Here is a 16759-nt window from a genome sequence, read left to right on the forward strand (position 1 = left end):
CGCGCCGTTGCGACGATCGAGGTGATCACTCCGAGTGACCACGATGCTGAGCCGCCAGATTCGGCTCACGCTCGGCCCGGACCCGTGGGCGGTGGCGCCGTGATCGGTCGGTGGGGCGCCGGAATTGGGGCGCGCGCCCGCGAAGCGGGCGGTGACCCGTCCGTCTCTTCGCCGCCCCGAGATGCAACTCCTGCCGGGGGCTGCTAAGCTGTCCCAGCAGTTTCGCGGATGTAGTTTAATGGTAGAACATCAGCTTCCCAAGCTGAGAACGCGGGTTCGATTCCCGTCATCCGCTCCACACAAATGGTCTAGTCAGAGCACGATTCAGACGGCCGACCGTTCGATTCCGGCCAACCGTACCCACCGCGTGCCAGATACGTGCCAGATCAGAACCGGTCTTCTTCCACAGCCACCTCGGCTGGTTTGTCCGGGGCGGGCACGACCGCTGCAAGAACTGGTGGCGATGGCCGCCCCGGGCGTTCCCCTGAGCCGGCGCCCCACCCGCCGTGCTCTCAGGCGATGCCCTCTCAGGCGATGCCGGCCACCGTCAACGCGGTGCGGTAGAACTCACTGTCGGCGCGCAGCGCGGTGGGGGTGTCGAGCGCCGTCATCCGGCCCCCCTCGATCACCATGATCCGGTCGCAGATGTCGAGGGTCGACATCCGGTGCGCGATGATCACCACGGTCAGCCGGCCGTGCAGGTCGGCCAGCGTGGTGCGGATCAGCGATTCGCTCATCCCGTCCAGCGCCGAGGTCGGCTCGTCGAGGATCAGCAGTTCGGGCTTGCCGACCAGTGCGCGGGCGATCGACAGGCGCTGGCGCTGGCCGCCGGAAAGCTGGCTGCCGCGTTCGCCCAGGTGGGTGTCGAAGCCCTGCGGGAGCGCCTCGATGTCGTCGAGGATGTTGGCCTGGCGGGCGGCGGTGCGCAGCTCGGCCTCACCGATCCCGTCCCGGAAGAACCGGATGTTCTCGGCGACCGTGCCGGTGAACAGCCGGGCGTCCTGGGCGACGAACGCCACCCGTTCGCTCCACCACCGGCGGTCGATGTCCTCCAGCGGCACGCCGGCGGCCTGCAGGGTGCCGGTCGTCGGCGGCCGCAGGCCGAGCAGGAGCTGGGCCAGGGTCGACTTGCCGGCACCCGACGGGCCGATCACGCCAAGCGCCTCGCCCGGCTCCAGCCGGAAAGTGACGTCCGCCAGGGCGGTCCGCTCCGGGGTGTACGCGTACGACACGTCCTCGGCCTCGAAAGGGACCACGCCGGCGGGGCGTACGTCACCGCCCGGTGCGGGGGAGCCGGCGTAACCCTTGACGACCTCGTCGACCCACTCCAGGAAGGGCAGGAATCCGGAGATCGAGGCAGAGGCGTTGGACAACTGCTGGCCGTAGCTGAGCGAGCGCAGCATCAGCAGCATCACGGCGCCGATCACCGCCAGGTCCCGGAAGCCGACCAGTGACAGCACCGCGAGGCCGGCCAGCACCGCGCCGTACGCCAGGGAGGTGTAGATCTGCGGCTGGGCGCCCTGCAGCACCTGGGTGCGCCGCTGGGTGATGGTCGATTCCTCGGTCAGCTCGTCGATCCGGCCGGCGAAGGCGTGCTGGGCGCCGTACGTCTGCATCTCCAGGCCCAGCGCACCGAGCTCGGAGACGGCGTTGGCGAAGTCGAGGCCGGCCCGGGCGTTCTTGGCGGAACGGCGGCGGATGGCGCGGCGCATCGGCGACAGCACGCTGCCGACCAGGCCGAGGGCGAACAGGACCGCGGCGGTGGACACCGGGTCGACCGCGACGCCGGCGGCCAGGAACGCCACCAGGCTCAGCCCCGCGGTGATCGCGGTGGCGAGGACGGACACCGCCTGGGTGATCCGGCTGACGAACGAGGTGAGCAGCTCCTGAAGTCGTCCGGCGGGCTCGGTCTGCTGCACCGACCAGCTGGTCTGCAGGAACGCATGGGACAGCCGCTGCCGCTGCTCGGTCGACACGACCGCGGTCAGCGCCGCCGACAGGTGGACGGCGATCAGGCTGAGGACGACCCGCAGGACGAGGCTGCTGGACGCGACGACGAGGGCGGTGTCCATCGGCAGATAGCGCCCGAACGCCGGGCCGACGTCGTTCTTCCCGCCGACCAGCGCCATCCCGATCCCGGTCAGCAGCACGATGAACAGCGCCTCGAGCAGTGCGCTGGCGAAGGAGGCGAGGGACAGCCAGGCGATCCGTGCCTTGTGCGGGGTGAGGAGCGATCGCATCACGCTCCACCCGCCCCGCTTGGGACTCGTGGCCTTCGCGCCCTGCCCGCCCTGCTTCCGCTCAGAGCGCGTCATGCGGCCACCGTCCCCGCGACGGCATCGCGACGGGTGCACCGGCCCTGCCTGAGCGCCGGTGCTCGGCACGGACCGGTCGGAGGGACGCTGAAGATCATGGGGTCGATTCTGCCTCACCGCTCCGACACCACGAATCCGTGCCCGGCGGCGGTCCCGGGCACAGAATGAGTCCATGTCCCAGCACATGTCCCACCCGGTCCCGACCGAGGCTCCTGTACCTGGAGCCAGCACCGTCCCCGCCTCCGCTCCGGTATTGCGCGTCGGCCTCGCCGGATATGCCTCGGCCAGTTGGCTGCACGTCGGGCCGATCGTGGCGGCCGGCGGTCAGGTCTCCGCGGTCGCCACCCGACACCCCGAACGTCGCGCCCAAGCGGCGGCCGACACCCCGGGCGTACGGATCGTCGACGACCTGAACGCCCTGCTGCGGCTGCCGGACCTCGATCTCGTCGTGTTGAGCACGCCCAGCGGGATGCACCACGCCCACGCCCTCCAGGTGATCGAGGCGGGGGTGCCCGTCGTGGTGGAGAAGCCGCTCGGGGTCCACGCGGGTGAGGTGCGCGAGGTCGTCGCGGCGTCGCGGGCCGCCGGGGTGCCGTTGACGGTGTTCCTGCAGCGTCGCTGGGATCCGGCCCACCTCGTCGTCCGTCGGCTCGCCGCCGAGGGGACGCTCGGCGACCTGTGGCGGCTGGAATACCGCTGGGAGCGCTGGCGCCCGGAGCCGAGGCATCGGTGGCGCGAGGACACCCCCGCGTCGCGCGGCGGCGGACAACTGCTCGACTTCGGGCCGCACATGGTCGACCTGGCGGTCCAGCTGTTCGGGCCGGTGGCGTCCGTGTACGCCGAGATGGCCGCGCATCGTCAGGTCTCCGACGACGACACCCACCTGGCCCTGCGGCACACCGACGGGCGGGTGAGCCATCTGGACATCGGTTCGCTGGTTGCGGCACCGGGGCCGCGGCTGCGGCTGATCGGCAGTGCCGGAACGTACGTCCACAACGACTTCACCGATAACGGCAAGGTGGTGCCGATCTACCCCGATCTGGCCGACGCCCCCGGTGCGTGCGGCTGGCTCTACCGTGGGCCGCAGGAGCGCGAGCCGGTCGTACGATCCGCGGGGGACTCGGCCGACTTCTATCGGCTGCTGTTCGCCGACCTGCGCGGGCCCGACCCGATGGCCCACCTGCCCGTGCCGCCGGACGACGTCGTGCACATCGCCGAGATCCTCGACGCCGCGCAGCACAGCGCCCAGACCGGCCAGGTCGTGGCGGTGGCCCGGGGCGGAGCCGCGGTCTGAGCCGACAGGCACATCGGCCGGGTCATGTCGGTGGCATCGGTCTGTCGCTCGGCATCGGTCTGTCGCTCGGCATCGGTCTGTCGCTCGGCATCGGTCTGTCGCTCGGCATCGGTCTGTCGCTCGGCATCGGTCTGTCGCTTGACATCGGGGTCTGTCGCTCATCGGGGTCTGTTGCTCGGCATCGGGGTCTGTCCGGACCTTCGCGGTTCCGCAGGGGCGGTCCGTGATCGCCGCGATCCGGCGGGGACCGTAGGATCACGCCGATGGACCGGTGGGGGACGCCCTCCCGTCCGGAGGGACACGCACCGGCCCGTACGCCATCGGGTGCCGTTGCCTCACCCGCTCACCCGCTCACCCGCCACCGCGTCCCGCTCATCGCTCACCACTCGCCCCACCATCGTCCAGGAGGTCCCCGTGCTCGCCGCTCTGCTCCAGGTGGTCCTGCCGGTGGCGATCGTGGCCCTGGTCGGCATGGTGCTGGCGCGGAAGTTCGTCCTGGATCCGGACACCATCGGCAAGATCAATCTGTACGGGTTGACCGCGCCGCTGGCGTTCGACTCGTTGATGAAGACCAAGGTCACCCTCGGCGAGGGGCTGGTCCTCGGCGGGGCACTGCTGCTGGTGTCGGCACTTGGTGCCCTGCTCGCCTGGGCTGTGACGTTCCGCTCGCCGCGGAGCACTCAGGCCGGGGTCGTCGGGGCGGTGGTCCTCGGCAACAACGGCAACTTCGGCCTGCCGATCGCCCTGCTGGCGCTCGGCCAGGTCGGGATGGACCAGGCGATGATCCTCTTCGTGGTCTCTCTGGTGGTGATGTTCACCGTGGGGCCGATCCTGATGGGCTCCGGCGGCGGGCTGTTGACCGGTCTGAAGACCTTCGCCGCCCTGCCGGTGACCTGGGCGATGGCACTGGCCGGGGTGCTGCGGCTGCTGCACTGGCAGCTGCCGATCGGGGTCTCCCGCGGGATCGAACTGCTCGCCGGCGCAGCTGTCCCGATGGTCCTGCTGGCGCTGGGGGTGCAGCTCACCCAGTCTCGTCGGCTGCACCTCACCCGGCCGGTGCTCGCCGCGGTCGGCCTGCGGGTGGTCGCCTTCCCGCTCCTCGCGTTCGCCGTCGCCGCCCTGCTGCGGATGGACGCCATGTCGACCAGCAGCCTGCTGCTGGCGTGTGCCATGCCGACGGCGGTCAATGCGTTCATGCTCGCTCGGGAGTACGGCTCCGACCCGGAGACCGCGGCCAGTGCCGTCGCGCTCAGCACCCTGCTCAGTGTCGGGACGCTGACCTTCGTGATCTCGGTGTTGCCCGCGTCGATCGTCTGAGCGTACGGGAGGACCGCGTACGGGACGACGGCGTACGCCCCCGCCGCCGCGCTGTCAGTGCGCCGGCGAACTCCACCGGCAGCAGCGCCAGATCCAGCAGTTGCACCCACAGCAGGTCAACCGCCTGATGGCCGACCCGACGCAGGTCCGCCGCCCGCGCGACGAGGAACGGCGCCGTCGCGAGCACCGCCAGGGGACTCACCGGCGTGCCCACGGCGATCAGCACCAGCGGCAGGATCACCGCCGGGCAGGTCCAGGCGGGCGCCGCGAGTCGGTCCACCTGCAGCAGCACGCCGACCCGGTCCACCCGCTGCCCACGCACCCGGCGAGCCACGACGACGTCGCGGATCCGCGGCACCAGGGCCGACCCGCCGCGGGCCCGTCGCCGCCGCTGGGTCACCAGTGCGCCGATGTCGGAGGGGGCCTGCCGGTAGCTGAGGCGTTCCGGGTAGTTCGCCACCCGCCAGCCCCGCGCCGCGAGGTCCATGCTGGTCTCGGTGTCCGCGGTCGCCGTACGGTCCTGGAGATAGGCCCGCACCCGGAAGCCGCGTTCGGGGCGCTCGGTGGCCACTTCGTCGAGAGCGGGCCGGCGGATCACGGCGCTCCCGCCGTTCCACAGGGCGGCGTCGAGGGCGGTCCGGCCCAGGTCATCGAGGTGGCGCAGGTCGGTGGTGGCGCCGGCGACCTGACCGACCGTCGTGGTGGCGCCGGGGATCGCGCAGGACGGGGCCTGGATCAGCGCGACGTCCGTGTTGCCCGGCTGCTCCATCTCGTGTGCCAGTCGCAGGCAGTGATCGCGCACCAGCAGCGAGCCGACCTCGAGCGGCAGCACATAGTCGGCGTCGGGGACGACGCGGTCCGCCGCCTCGCCCTCGGCGGCCGGCACCAGCACCTCCGCCGTACGGGTCCGGACGATCCGCCAGGCTCGGCCCATCAGGGACAGGTAGCAGTTGAGGTTCGTCGCCATGCCCGGCACCTGCGAGAGCGACGCGTAGCGCCGCCGTTCGAAGGAGTCGGTCTCGACCGAGAAGAGCCGGACCAGCCGCCGGTGCCGGTCGAGCATCTCGACCGCACCGGGCCGCGTCCCCCGCGCGAGACCCTCCCGGAGACTTTCGGCGTCTCCCAGCAGGTCCTCGGCCAGCCCGAGGAACACCTGGTCGACGAGGAAGGTGCCGGTGGGGTCGTCCGTCGCCTCGTCGGCGGCCAGATCACGCAGCCACAGTGCGGCCTGTTCGTACGCGTCGACCAGTCGGCGGACCTCCCCGACGGTCACCTCGGGCCCGGGCGCGGCCCGGAACCGTTCCAGCGCCGCGGTGCAGAACCGTCGCGGTTCCTCCAACTGCAGGGCGATCTCGCCCGGGAGCCGGCGCATCGCCTGCAGCCGGGCGCGGGCGGCCGGTGCGGCCGGGAACGGCTGGTCGTCGATGAGCAGGACCAGCCGGAGACGCGGGAACTCCTGCAGGGCCGCCGACCACAGCGTCGCTCGGATCGCCGCCAACCCCTCGGCGTACGTCGGCACCAGCACCGTCAGCGCGGCATGCGAGAACCGGAAGTGCCGGTCCAGTTCCGTCCGCGCCGTCCGGCGGTGCGTACGCAGCGCCCGCAGCGTCGCGGCCCGACCCACCTGGTGGAGCACGGCGGAGACGCACAGGCCGGTCACGGCGAGCAGGAGCACCGCGACCGAGGTCAGCCGCAGCGTCGACGGGTGGGGGCCCATCAGCCGCAGGGTGTCGAGGACGACCGCAAGCCACAGCGCCGCGGTGAGCCCGGCGGCGAACCGGGCCGTGGTCACCGCGTGCGCCGACGGCGCGGCGTGGGTGAACGACGGGTAGTAGCTCGCCGAGGCCGCTGCCCAGCGGCTGTCGGGGCGGGGGCTGCCCGGGCGGGGTCGCGCGTCGGCCGCCGGGTCGCCGCGCCCCGGTTCGTCCTCGGCCGCCTGTTCGCCCGGCCTCGGGTACGTCGGATCGAGAGGCGGCGACTGGAGGTCGGGCACGCGACGTGCACTCCGTTCGAGTGGTGAGGAAGCGAATGCTGGGGAACGAATGCTGGGCAGACGAAGGCTGGGCAGACGAAGGCGTGGAAAAGAACGGTGGGGAAGACGTGGAGAGGGACGGCGTCGGGGGCCGGCTCCGGCCGGGCCGCGCCCCGGCCGGAGCTCAGTGTAGGGGGACGAGAGTCTAGGGGCGCAGGCCGGCGCGCCAGTGGGCCTTCTGGGCGGCCACCTCGCGCAGTTCCTCGGTGATCGCCGCGACCGCGCGGCGGGCGAACTCCCGGGGATTCGCCGCCGGATCGGCCGGTTCGGGGACGATGCGGTGGATGATGCCGTCCTCCAGCAGCTCCTCGGCCCCGACCCGCTGCAGCTCGGACAGCTCCCGGGCATGGTCGCCGTCCTTGTAGACGATCGCGCTGGCGCCCTCGGGCGGCAGCGGGGAGAGCCAGCCGTGCTCCATGGCGATCATCCGGTCCGCCGGCAGCATCGCCAGCGCACCGCCGCCGGTGCCCTGCCCGAGGATCATCGACACCGAGGGGACGGTGGTGCGGGCCAGCCAGGCGAGCGTACGGGAGATCTCGCCGGCCAAGCCGCCCTCCTCCGCCTCCGGGGACAGGTCCGCGCCGGGGGTGTCGACGACGGTGACCAGTGGCAGGCCCAGCATCTCGGCCAGACGGATGCCGCGCTGGGCGGCCCGCAGACCCGCCGGGCCGAGCGGGCCACCGGTCATCTGGATCCGCCGGTCCTGCCCGACGACGACACACGGCAGGCCGTCCAGCCGGGCCAGTGCCAGCAGCATGCCGGGGCCGTGCTCTGCACCGGTGCCGGACAGCGACAGCACATCGGTCGCGCCGTACCGCAACAGCTCGCGGATGCCCGGTCGGTCACCGCGGCGGGTGAGTTCGATGGAGTCCCAGACCGATCCCTCCCGGGCCGGCAGCGGTTCGGGAGCGTCCTTCTCGCAGGGCGCGCCGAGGTCGACCGGGGTGAGGAGACGCAGGGTGGTCGCGGCGAGCGTACGCAGGTCCTCCGGCGCGACGATGGCGTCGATGATGCCGTGGTCGACGAGGTTCTCGGCGACCTGGACACCCTCGGGGAACGGCCGGTCGTTGAGCACCTCGTAGACACGCGGGCCGAGGAAGCCGAGCATCGCCTCCGGCTCGGCCACCGTGATGTGCCCGAGCGATCCCCAGGAGGCGAACACTCCGCCGGTCGTGGGGTGGCGCTGGTAGACGATGTACGGCAGGCCGGCGTCCTTGTGGGCGATCACCGCTCGGGAGATCGACACCATCCGGACGAAGGCCGGCGTACCCTCCTGCATCCGGGTGCCACCCGACGAGGTCGAGGCGATCAGCGGGAGTTTCTCGGCCGTCGCCCGACGGATGGCGGCTTCGATCCGGATCGAGGTGTCGCGGCCGATGGAGCCGCCGAGGAACCGGAAGTCACCGACGATGTAGGCCATTGGCCGGCCCTCGATGGTGGCGCGGCCGGTGATCACCGCCTCATCCAGGCCCGACTTCTCCCGGGCGGCGAGGATCTGGTCGCGATAGTCCGGCGGGTAGCCACTGATGTCGATCGGCTCGTCCCAGGACTGCTGAGACCCCGGATCCACCACGAGATCGACCAGTTCCTGGGCACGCCATCGTTTCGCCATGGCGCACAGTGTGGCAGAGGCCGGTTCAGGCCGCAGTCGGCAACTCGATAGCGAACAGCCGTGCGGCACACTCATTGAGCCGGAAGCCCTCGCCCGCTCCGGCGGGGAAGATCTGATCCGGGCAGATCGCCGCGGTCTCCGCCGCCCGGCGGACGATCTCGTCGATCCGGTCGGGTGAGGGTTCGGGACAAACGGAGCTGACCGTCGTGCCGTCCGGCAGGACGAACCGCCACGCTCCGGGTCGGCCGGTGAGGCGTACGCCTCCTTCATGAACGTACGTGTGGTGGGTCTGGCACAGCAGGATCAGGTTCGTCAGGTCGGTCGCGCCGCCCTGGGCCCAGGCCACGACGTGGTGGGCCTTGAGACGTCGATGCTGGGCGCAGCCGGGGAACTGACAGGATCCGTCGCGTACGCGGAGTGCGCGACGTTGGGCCGGACTGGCGAGGCGTCGGGTGCGGCCCATGGCCAGGATGTCGCCGTGTCGGTCGATGATCATCCCGACGATGGTGGCGTCGCAGGCGTGCCGGGCGGCGGTGGCGGCCTCGATCGGGCCACCGCGTTCGATCCAGGCGTGGGCGGTGCGCGGCCGGTCAGGGTGGGGCCCATCCTGAAGCCTCCTGTCGTACGGCGGGGGGACGACGTCGGGCTGTACGAGCGTTCCCGCGGGAACGTCCGGGATGTCAGGAACCCGGCCGACGCCGGGACCCATGGGCGGGTCGAGCACCTCGGGCAGGTCGGCCACCTCGGGCAGGTCGGACAGTTCGGACAGTTCGGACCCCTCGGACATGTCGGGGAGGTTGGGAACCTTGGGCGCTGTCCGGCCCGGGGCAGGTCTGTCGGTGGCCGCGGTGCCGGCGAGGAGTTCGGCGTCGACGTGGACGACGACGAGATGGGGATCGTCGGTGAAGCTGGCCGGGCTGGAGGCCAGGTACCCACGAGCTACCTCGCACAGTCCGGTGACCGGGTCGATCGTCGCCTCCCTGGGCACCGCGTCCCCGGAAACTGCCTCGGTGGGCACTGCTTCGGTGGGCACTCCCTCGTGGGGACCCGGGGCGCTGGGCTCCATCCCCTGGGTGCCGAGGGTGTCGAGCTGCCGGTCGACGGCGGCGTCGACGGCCCCGCGGAGGACGGCTGCCTCCTCGGGGAGAAGGGTGACGCTGAGCCGTACCATTCCGTCGTCGGTGTCGTGCCACGACAGTCTCCGACGCGCGACCTGCGCGAGGTGGGTGCCGTCCTGGGCGCGGTAGCTGCGGACGGTGCGGGCCAGTTGTGAGGCCGTCTGCAGGCTCGCGAGGTCGCACAGTTCGACCTCGTCGACCCGGCCCGCCAGCCGGGTCAGCTCCCGTACCTTCGAGTAGGTGAACTCGCCGTTGGCGAAGCGTGCAGCCAGGGTGGGCATGGAACGCAGCGCCCGGGCGACGCGGAGGTGTTCCCTGGCGGTGCCGGGACTCATCGAGCAGGCCCAGGCGAGCCAGTGTGCGCAGGAGAGGATCCCGTTGAACCAGGCCCATCCGGTCCCGGCGTCGAACTCACCGATCAACTCCAGCAGACGGGCGTCGCAGCATGCCTGGGCGGTGGCCGCGCCCTGGATGCCGAGGCCGACGTCCTCGGCCCGGTCCTGCGGCATCTGCTCGGTGCTGTCGCTCTGCGGTCGGTCCCCCATGATCCCCCCATGTGGACAGGTGTTCGATATTGGACGTTTCCATGGTCGCTCAGGGGTCTGACATCGCTCAGGGGTCTGACATCGCTCAGGGGTCTGACATCCCGGGCCCGACATCCCAGGGACCCAGCCTCGGACCGGGCATCCGGTCTCGCCCAGGGTCGGCCGCTGCGGCCGCTGCGGCCGCTCCGACTGCCGGACGCTCTCGGGCGACCGACATCGCCCTGGGAGCGGCCGAAGCCCCAGCTCTAAGCTGTGGGCCATGAGGCATCCGCGACCAATCGCATCCGTGATCGGCATCGTGCTGGTCCTGGCCGCCCTGCTCGGGCTCGGTGGCTGCGGGTCCGCAGCGCGTTCGACGTCCGGGCCGTCGGGCGTTACGTCGGCCGCGCAGGGTGGTTCGACACCGCGGGTCACCCTCACCGTCTTCGCCGCCGCGTCGTTGGCCGGCCCGTTCGACGAGATCGGCACCGCTTTCGGCGCCGCGCACCCCGGGGTCACCGTCCGCTACAGCTACGGCGGTTCGTCCGATCTGGTCAGTCAGCTCGCGGCCGGGGCGCCGGCCGACGTGCTGGCCACCGCTGACGAGCGGACCATGCAGCAGGCCCGGGACAAGGCGTTGGTGCCGCAGTCGACACTGTTCGCCACCAACCAGCTGGCCATCCTGGTCGCCCCGCACAACCCCCTGGGCATCACCGGAGCCAAGGACCTCGCCCGTTCCGGACTGAAGGTCGTCGTGTGTGCCCCCCAGGTGCCCTGCGGTGCGGCCACCGAGCGCGCCCTGCAGGCCGCCGGGATCCCCATCACGCCGGTGAGCGAGGAAGCCAACGTCACCGACACCGCCGGCAAGGTCACCTCCGGCCAGGCCGACGCCGCAGTCGTCTACGCCACCGACGTCGCCAAGGCCGAGGCCGCCGGCACCGGCACCGGGGTCCCGTTGGGCGTCGAGCAGACACCCAACCGCTACCCGATCGGCGTGACCGCGGGCGGTGCATCCGGTGCGAACGCCGACGTCGCCCGGGCGTACGTGGCGTACGTGACCGGTGCGGAGGGGCAGGCGATCCTGGCCAGGGCGGGTTTCGGCAAGCCGTGAACCGTCCATGAGTTCCGCTGAGGAGGCCCGTCGGGGTCGTACGTCTGACGGGGGTCGTACGTCTGACGGGGGTCGTACGTCTGACGGGGGTCGTACGTCGAACGGGGATCGCGGGCGCCGGCCGGAGCACCCCGTCGACCGGTACGCGGTCCCCGGCTGGCTGTGGGTCCCTGCGGTGGTCGGCCTGCTCTTCCTCGCGCTGCCGCTCGCGGCGATGGTGCTCGGCACCGACTGGCGCCACTTCGGCGTCCTGGTCACCTCGCCGTCGGCTCGGATCGCGCTGTGGTTGTCCTTGCGCACCGCCGCGGCGGCCACCGTGCTCAGCATGGTCTTCGGCACCCCGCTGGCGGTCGTGCTGGCCCGCGCCCGGCCGCGCGGCCACCGCCAACTGCGCGCACTGGTGATGCTGCCGCTCGTCCTTCCGCCGGTCGTCGGCGGTCTGGCCCTGCTGCTCACGTACGGCCGCACCGGTCTGCTCGGCCGGTGGCTGGAGGTCGCCGGCATCCACATCGCGTTCAGCACCACTGCGGTGGTGCTCGCCCAGACGTTCGTCGCGATGCCGTTCCTGGTGATCTCGCTGGAGGGGGCGCTGCGCTCCGGCACCGAGGCGTACGAACGGGTCGCGGCCACCCTCGGCGCCCGGCCCGGCCTGGTGCTGCGGCGGATCACCCTGCCGCTCGTCGCGCCGGGACTGGCCTCCGGGGCGGTGTTGGCGTTCGCCCGGGCGCTGGGGGAGTTCGGCGCCACACTGACTTTCGCCGGTTCGCTGCAGGGCACCACCCGGACCCTGCCGTTGGAGGTCTATCTGCAGCGCGAGGTCGACCCGGCTGCGGCGGTGGCCCTGTCGTTGGTGCTCGTCGCCGTCGGGGCGCTCGTCGTGCTGACCGTCGGGGCGCGGGCCCTCGGGGGTGACCGTGGCTGACGTACGACTCGACGTGACGCTGGCGGCCCGGCAGGTGGCGGTGGACCTCGAGGTGGCCGAGGGCGAGGCGGTCGCCGTCCTCGGCCCGAACGGCGCCGGCAAGTCCACCCTGCTGGGACTGCTCGCCGGCACCCTGGCGCCGACCTCCGGCCGGGTGCTGATCGGCGGCAGGGACGTCACCCGGCTGCCGCCGTACCGCCGCAGGGTGGCGCTGCTCGCCCAGCAGCCGCTGCTCTTCCCGCACCTGAGCGTGCTGGAGAACGTCGCCTTCGCCCCGCGCGCCGCCGGACTCGGCCGGGCCGCCGCCCGCGCTCTGGCCGGGGAACGGCTGGAGACCGTCGGCATGTCCGGCTACGCCGACCGGCGGCCGGGGCAGCTGTCCGGCGGCCAGGCCCAGCGGGTGGCGATCGCCCGGGCGCTGGCCGCCGACCCCCAGGTGCTGCTGCTCGACGAGCCCCTCGCAGCCCTCGATGTGGCGGTCGCCCCGCAGCTGCGCGGGGTGTTGCGGGAGGTGGTCGAGGGACGTACGACGCTGGTCGTCACCCACGACCTGGTCGACGTGGTCACGCTGGCGGAGCGCACGGTGGTGCTGGGGGCCGGCCGGGTCGTCGAGGATCGCAGTGTCCGCGATCTGGTGGAGCGCCCGCACAGCCGGTTCGCCGCGGAGCTGGCCGGCCGGGTGCTGTTGGCGGGGACCGTGGCGCCCGGTGACGGGACGGCGGGGCGCGGTGACGGGGTGGTGCTGCAGACGGCGTTGGGCCCGGTCGCCGGCCTGTGGGAGGACGACACCGCCGCCGGCCCCGGGGCCCGTGCAGTGGCCCTGGTGGATCCGGCGGCGGTGAGCCTCCATCGCGAGGCCCCGGAGGGGAGCCCCCGCAACTGCTGGCCGGTCGAGGTCGAAGGGATGGAACCTCGGGGCGGGCAGCTGCGGGTGGTGGCCCGGGGTGTGACGTCCGATGGGCCTCCTCTGGGCCCTGTGGGCCCTCGCGATGGCGGGATCCGCGGTCTGTCGGACGTCTCGGAAAGGGGACCGGACGTACGCCTCGCCGCGGACATCACCCCCGCGGCGGCCGCCGAGCTGGCGGTCGCGCCGGGGCGACACCTGTGGTTCGTGGTCAAGGCCCAACAGGTACGGGTGTACCGCGGGCACTGACCGGTGGACGGGGGGGACGGGAACGGGGAACGGCGGGCCCGGATCAGCTGGCCTTGGGCAGCCGGTCGCCGACCCAGGAGGTCGACCAGGCGGTGTCCGCCGGCGCCGGATCCACCACGTACGCCCGGCAGCCGCGCTCGCCGGCCGCCCAGATCGCACCGTCGCGGCCGGCGACGATGAGGGCGGTGGACAGGATCTCGGCCAGGCCGGCGTTGAGCGCGACGACTGTGGCGGACCGGGCGCCGTGGGCCGGGCGGTGGGTGCGCGGGTCGACGATGTGGTCGCCGCGTTCGTACGCCCCGGAGGTGGCGATCGCCGCGTCCTCCAGCTCCTCGACCCGGACGATCGCCTCCGGGTCGTCGGGGTGGCGGATGCCGATCCGCCACGGCTGGCCGGGGACGGGGTGGCCGCGGGTGACGATGTCGCCGCCGGCGTTGACGCAGACGTTGTCGAGGCCGCGCTCGACGAGCAGATCGGCGACCAGTTCGGCCGCCCAGCCCTTGACATAGCCGGACGGGTCGAAGCCGCCGGGCACCGCCCACGGGTCGAAGCGGCCGCCGGTGACCTCGCGGCCCCAGCGGCAGGCGGCGATCACCTCCATCATCGCGGCGTGGTCGGGATCGGCGGCCCGCAGGTCCGTCTCGGCGAGCCGGCCGGCGCGCAGGGCGCTGACCAGGGACGTCTCACGGAAGGGGGAGAACACGGCGTCGACCCAGTGCATCAGGTCGACCGCCTCGTGGATCGTCGCCGCCAGCTCCTCGTCGGACGGCCACGGCCGGGTGCCCTCGACCAGGTCGATCACCACGACCGTGCCCCACATCTCCTGCAGATGGGTGTAGTGGCGGGCGTCTGGGCGGCGGCGGGTCACCTCGGGGCGGGCGGAGGCCTGCGAGCCGGGGCTGTCGGGGACGGCGCTGTCGGGGACGGCGCTGCTGGGGACTGGGGTGCCGGGGGCGGGAGTGGGGACGGCGTCGGACATCACAGACCTGCCTTCTGGATCGCTGAGGCGAGGGACGTACGGAAGCCCTCGGTGGTGTAGGTGGCGCCGGAGACGCCGTCGACGGTGGCGGACTGCGCGGCCATTGCCTGGTCGACGAGCAGCGGCGCGGCATAGCTGTTGATCCGGTTCGAGTGGCCGGCGCTCATCGGGAGCTGGGTCCACTGGATGCCGGTGATGGTGGTGCCGGAGACGGTGATGGTGACCTGCATCGGGCCGTACGGCGACTGGTAGGTCGTCCCGGCGTACCCGGTGCCCGTTGCCGTGCCGCCGGACCCGGACCCGGTGGACCCGGACCCGGCCGTGCCCGATCCCGTCGTGCCCGATCCCGTCGTGCCCGATCCCGTCGTGCCCGATCCCGTCGATCCGGAGCCAGTGCTTCCGGGGCCGGTCGACCCGAGGCCGGTCTGTCCGCCGAGGCGCCGGCCGTCGTGTTCGTCGTCGCCGTGGCGGTCGCCGTGGTCGTACGCCTCGTCCTCCCCCTCGTCGTCGCCCCGGAACAGTTCGGGGACGGCCAGTGGGCCGGACTGCCGGGTGGACGCCGACGCGCCGCCGGACGGACTGGCGCCGGGGAGCTGGCCGGTGCCGGGGAGCTGCCCGGTGCCGGTCAGGGTGGCGCGGGCGGGGTTGAGGACCAGCACGCCGGCCACCCCGGCGACGGTGGCCCCGAGGACGAGGGCGGTGGTGATCGCAGGCTTCATCGCTGCCTCACAGGTCGAAGATCTCGTGATGGATGTTCTCGGGGCGGGCCCCCAGGGCCCGGGCGGAGCGGACCACTTGGCGGTTGAGCGCCGCCGGCCCGCAGACGTAGACCTGGGCGTCGTCGAGCCGGCCGACGGTGGCCCGCAGGTGCTCGGGACTCAGCGGGTAGGCCCGTCGGTGGCCGGGCATCAGGTGCACCCGGACCCGCGGCCGGGCCTGCAGACGCCACAGCTCGTCGCGGTGCGCCATGTGGTCCATCGACTGGGACCGGTAGATGATGTCCAGCGGTGCCTCGCCGGCCACCCGGTCGGCCAGGGCGGCCACCGGGCCGACCCCGACGCCGCCGGCGACGAGCACCGTACGACGGGTCCGGTCCGCCGGATCGGGGGCCACCCGGCCGGGGGTGATCGCCCCGTACGGCCCCTCCACCAGCACCCGGGTGCCGACCCGCAGGCCGGCCATCGCTGCCGACGCGTCGCCGAGCGCCTTGACGGTGAGCCGCATCATGTCGCCGCGGATCGCCGAGATCGAGTACGGGTGCGCCTCGTAGCCGAGCCCGGGGTGCAGGAAGCGCCAGTTGAAGAACTGTCCCTCCCGGGCGCCGAGCCTCGGCAGATCCCGGCCGCGCACCCAGATGCTGGTCACGCCGGGTGCCTCGGGGACGACCGCCGCCACCCGCAGACCGTGGCGCAGCGAGCGGACCAGCGGCAGCAGCACCCGGTAACCGACGATCGCGCCGAACACGACGAGGTAGAGGCCGACCCACAGGGCCCGCGACCAACCGGAGAGGAACGGTCCGCCGGCGGTGATCTGGTGCGCGAAGGCCAACGCGACGCCGAGATAGGTGTACAGGTGGACCGTCCACCACGTCTCGTGCTTGATCGTGCGTCGGACCCGCTTCCACGAGGTGGCCCCGGCGGCGAGGAGCGCCAGCGTCCCGGCCAGCGCCGGCAGGATCCACGGGGTGGTGCGGGTGAGGTCCCACAGTTCGGCGAACCAGTTGGTCCGCGCGTCCATCCCGTAGCTGGCCACCACCAGCACGAGGTGGACCAGCACCAGCGACATCGCCCAGGGGGCGATCCGCTTGTGCCAGCTGACCAGGTGGTCCTGACCGATCGCCCGCTCCAGCACCGGCAGTCGGGAGATCAGCAGCAACAGCAGGAGGACGCCGTACGTGCCGATCGAGGCGGCCAGCACGGAGACGACGTACAGCACGTTGGACAGCGTCCCGGTGAGCGGGAGCACGGCCTGGATGGTCAGGCCCAGCACCACGCCGCCGAGCGCACCGACCGCGGCGAGGAACCAGCTCGCCACCCGGCCGTTCGCGTTGTCCTGTGCGGCCTCGACCGTCAGCGGCGTACGCCGTGGTCGGCGCGCGGTCTCGGCGGTCGGGGTGTGCGGGGCGGTCGGGGCGGTCATCGGGCCCGGTGCGTACGTGGGCTGCTGCATGACTCCACAGGACCGCCGGATCCTGTGCCCGATCTGTGTCGGCTCCCCTCGGTTTCTTGTGAACGGCCGCGGTATCTGGTGAACGCCCGTGAGGGTCCCCGAGCGGGGTCGGGGGGCATCCCTGAACGGTCCCCCGAGAGCCCGGCGCCGCGCCGCGAACGCTCGATCGGTGCCACCGACGAACCTAGACTGGCCCCACCCGCGTGGCGGGGA

Annotated in this window: 12 protein-coding genes and 1 tRNA gene; 6 read left to right on the forward strand and 7 right to left on the reverse strand. The window is 72.6% G+C overall.

All coding sequences use genetic code 11. The features are described from left to right. Window positions 1–224 precede the first annotated feature (224 nt). Window positions 225–298, forward strand: a tRNA-Gly gene (locus tag R0146_RS06390). A 229-nt stretch (window positions 299–527) separates the two neighbouring features. Here R0146_RS06390 and R0146_RS06395 read toward each other — a convergent pair. Next, the gene (locus R0146_RS06395; RefSeq protein ID WP_317692029.1) at window positions 528–2315 is read right to left on the reverse strand and encodes an ABC transporter ATP-binding protein; all 1788 of its coding nucleotides are present in this window, start codon (window positions 2313–2315) and stop codon (window positions 528–530) included. Between the two features lie 172 nt (window positions 2316–2487). Here R0146_RS06395 and R0146_RS06400 point away from each other — a divergent pair, with 172 nt between their 5' ends. Beyond that, a complete protein-coding gene (locus R0146_RS06400) occupies window positions 2488–3609 on the forward strand; it encodes a Gfo/Idh/MocA family protein (protein ID WP_317692030.1) in 1122 nt (373 codons plus the stop codon). Between the two features lie 414 nt (window positions 3610–4023). Continuing rightward, a complete protein-coding gene (locus R0146_RS06405) occupies window positions 4024–4926 on the forward strand; it encodes an AEC family transporter (RefSeq protein WP_317692031.1) in 903 nt (300 codons plus the stop codon). Here R0146_RS06405 and R0146_RS06410 read toward each other — a convergent pair. The 3 genes from R0146_RS06410 to R0146_RS06420 all read right to left on the reverse strand — a co-directional run bounded on the left by R0146_RS06410 (window position 4871) and on the right by R0146_RS06420 (window position 10233). Beyond that, window positions 4871–6919: a glycosyltransferase family 2 protein gene (locus R0146_RS06410; RefSeq protein WP_317692032.1), complete on the reverse strand. Its 2049-nt coding sequence runs from the start codon at window positions 6917–6919 to the stop codon at window positions 4871–4873. The genes R0146_RS06405 and R0146_RS06410 overlap by 56 nt on opposite strands. A gap of 184 nt (window positions 6920–7103) precedes the next feature. Beyond that, entirely contained in the window at window positions 7104–8570 is a 1467-nt protein-coding gene (locus R0146_RS06415; protein WP_317692033.1) for a carboxyl transferase domain-containing protein, read from the reverse strand. Window positions 8571–8595: 25 nt separating this feature from the next. Continuing rightward, the gene (locus tag R0146_RS06420; RefSeq protein WP_317692034.1) at window positions 8596–10233 is read right to left on the reverse strand and encodes an HNH endonuclease signature motif containing protein; all 1638 of its coding nucleotides are present in this window, start codon (window positions 10231–10233) and stop codon (window positions 8596–8598) included. A gap of 286 nt (window positions 10234–10519) precedes the next feature. Here R0146_RS06420 and modA point away from each other — a divergent pair, with 286 nt between their 5' ends. From modA to R0146_RS06435, 3 genes are read left to right on the forward strand one after another with little or no spacing between them, the layout of a single operon-like run. Beyond that, complete coding sequence (modA, locus tag R0146_RS06425; RefSeq protein ID WP_317692035.1) at window positions 10520–11323, forward strand: molybdate ABC transporter substrate-binding protein; 804 nt, start codon at window positions 10520–10522, stop codon at window positions 11321–11323. Between the two features lie 7 nt (window positions 11324–11330). Then, entirely contained in the window at window positions 11331–12245 is a 915-nt protein-coding gene (locus tag R0146_RS06430; RefSeq protein ID WP_317692036.1) for an ABC transporter permease, read from the forward strand. Beyond that, a complete protein-coding gene (locus R0146_RS06435) occupies window positions 12238–13398 on the forward strand; it encodes a sulfate/molybdate ABC transporter ATP-binding protein (RefSeq protein ID WP_317692037.1) in 1161 nt (386 codons plus the stop codon). The genes R0146_RS06430 and R0146_RS06435 overlap by 8 nt, the downstream gene beginning before the upstream one ends. Before the next feature lie 43 nt (window positions 13399–13441). On the opposite strand, the gene R0146_RS06440 is transcribed toward R0146_RS06435, so the two are convergent. From R0146_RS06440 to R0146_RS06450, 3 genes are read right to left on the reverse strand one after another with little or no spacing between them, the layout of a single operon-like run. Further along, window positions 13442–14377, reverse strand: coding sequence for an FAD:protein FMN transferase (locus R0146_RS06440; RefSeq protein WP_317692038.1), 936 nt, complete (start codon window positions 14375–14377; stop codon window positions 13442–13444). Beyond that, window positions 14377–15096: an FMN-binding protein gene (locus R0146_RS06445; RefSeq protein WP_317692039.1), complete on the reverse strand. Its 720-nt coding sequence runs from the start codon at window positions 15094–15096 to the stop codon at window positions 14377–14379. Before R0146_RS06445 ends, R0146_RS06440 begins: the two co-directional genes overlap by 1 nt. A 7-nt stretch (window positions 15097–15103) precedes the next feature. Continuing rightward, a complete protein-coding gene (locus R0146_RS06450; RefSeq protein ID WP_317692040.1) occupies window positions 15104–16546 on the reverse strand; it encodes a ferric reductase-like transmembrane domain-containing protein in 1443 nt (480 codons plus the stop codon). Window positions 16547–16759 lie beyond the last annotated feature (213 nt).

Source organism: Raineyella sp. LH-20, from assembly GCF_033110965.1.
Lineage (GTDB): Bacteria > Actinomycetota > Actinomycetes > Propionibacteriales > Propionibacteriaceae > Raineyella.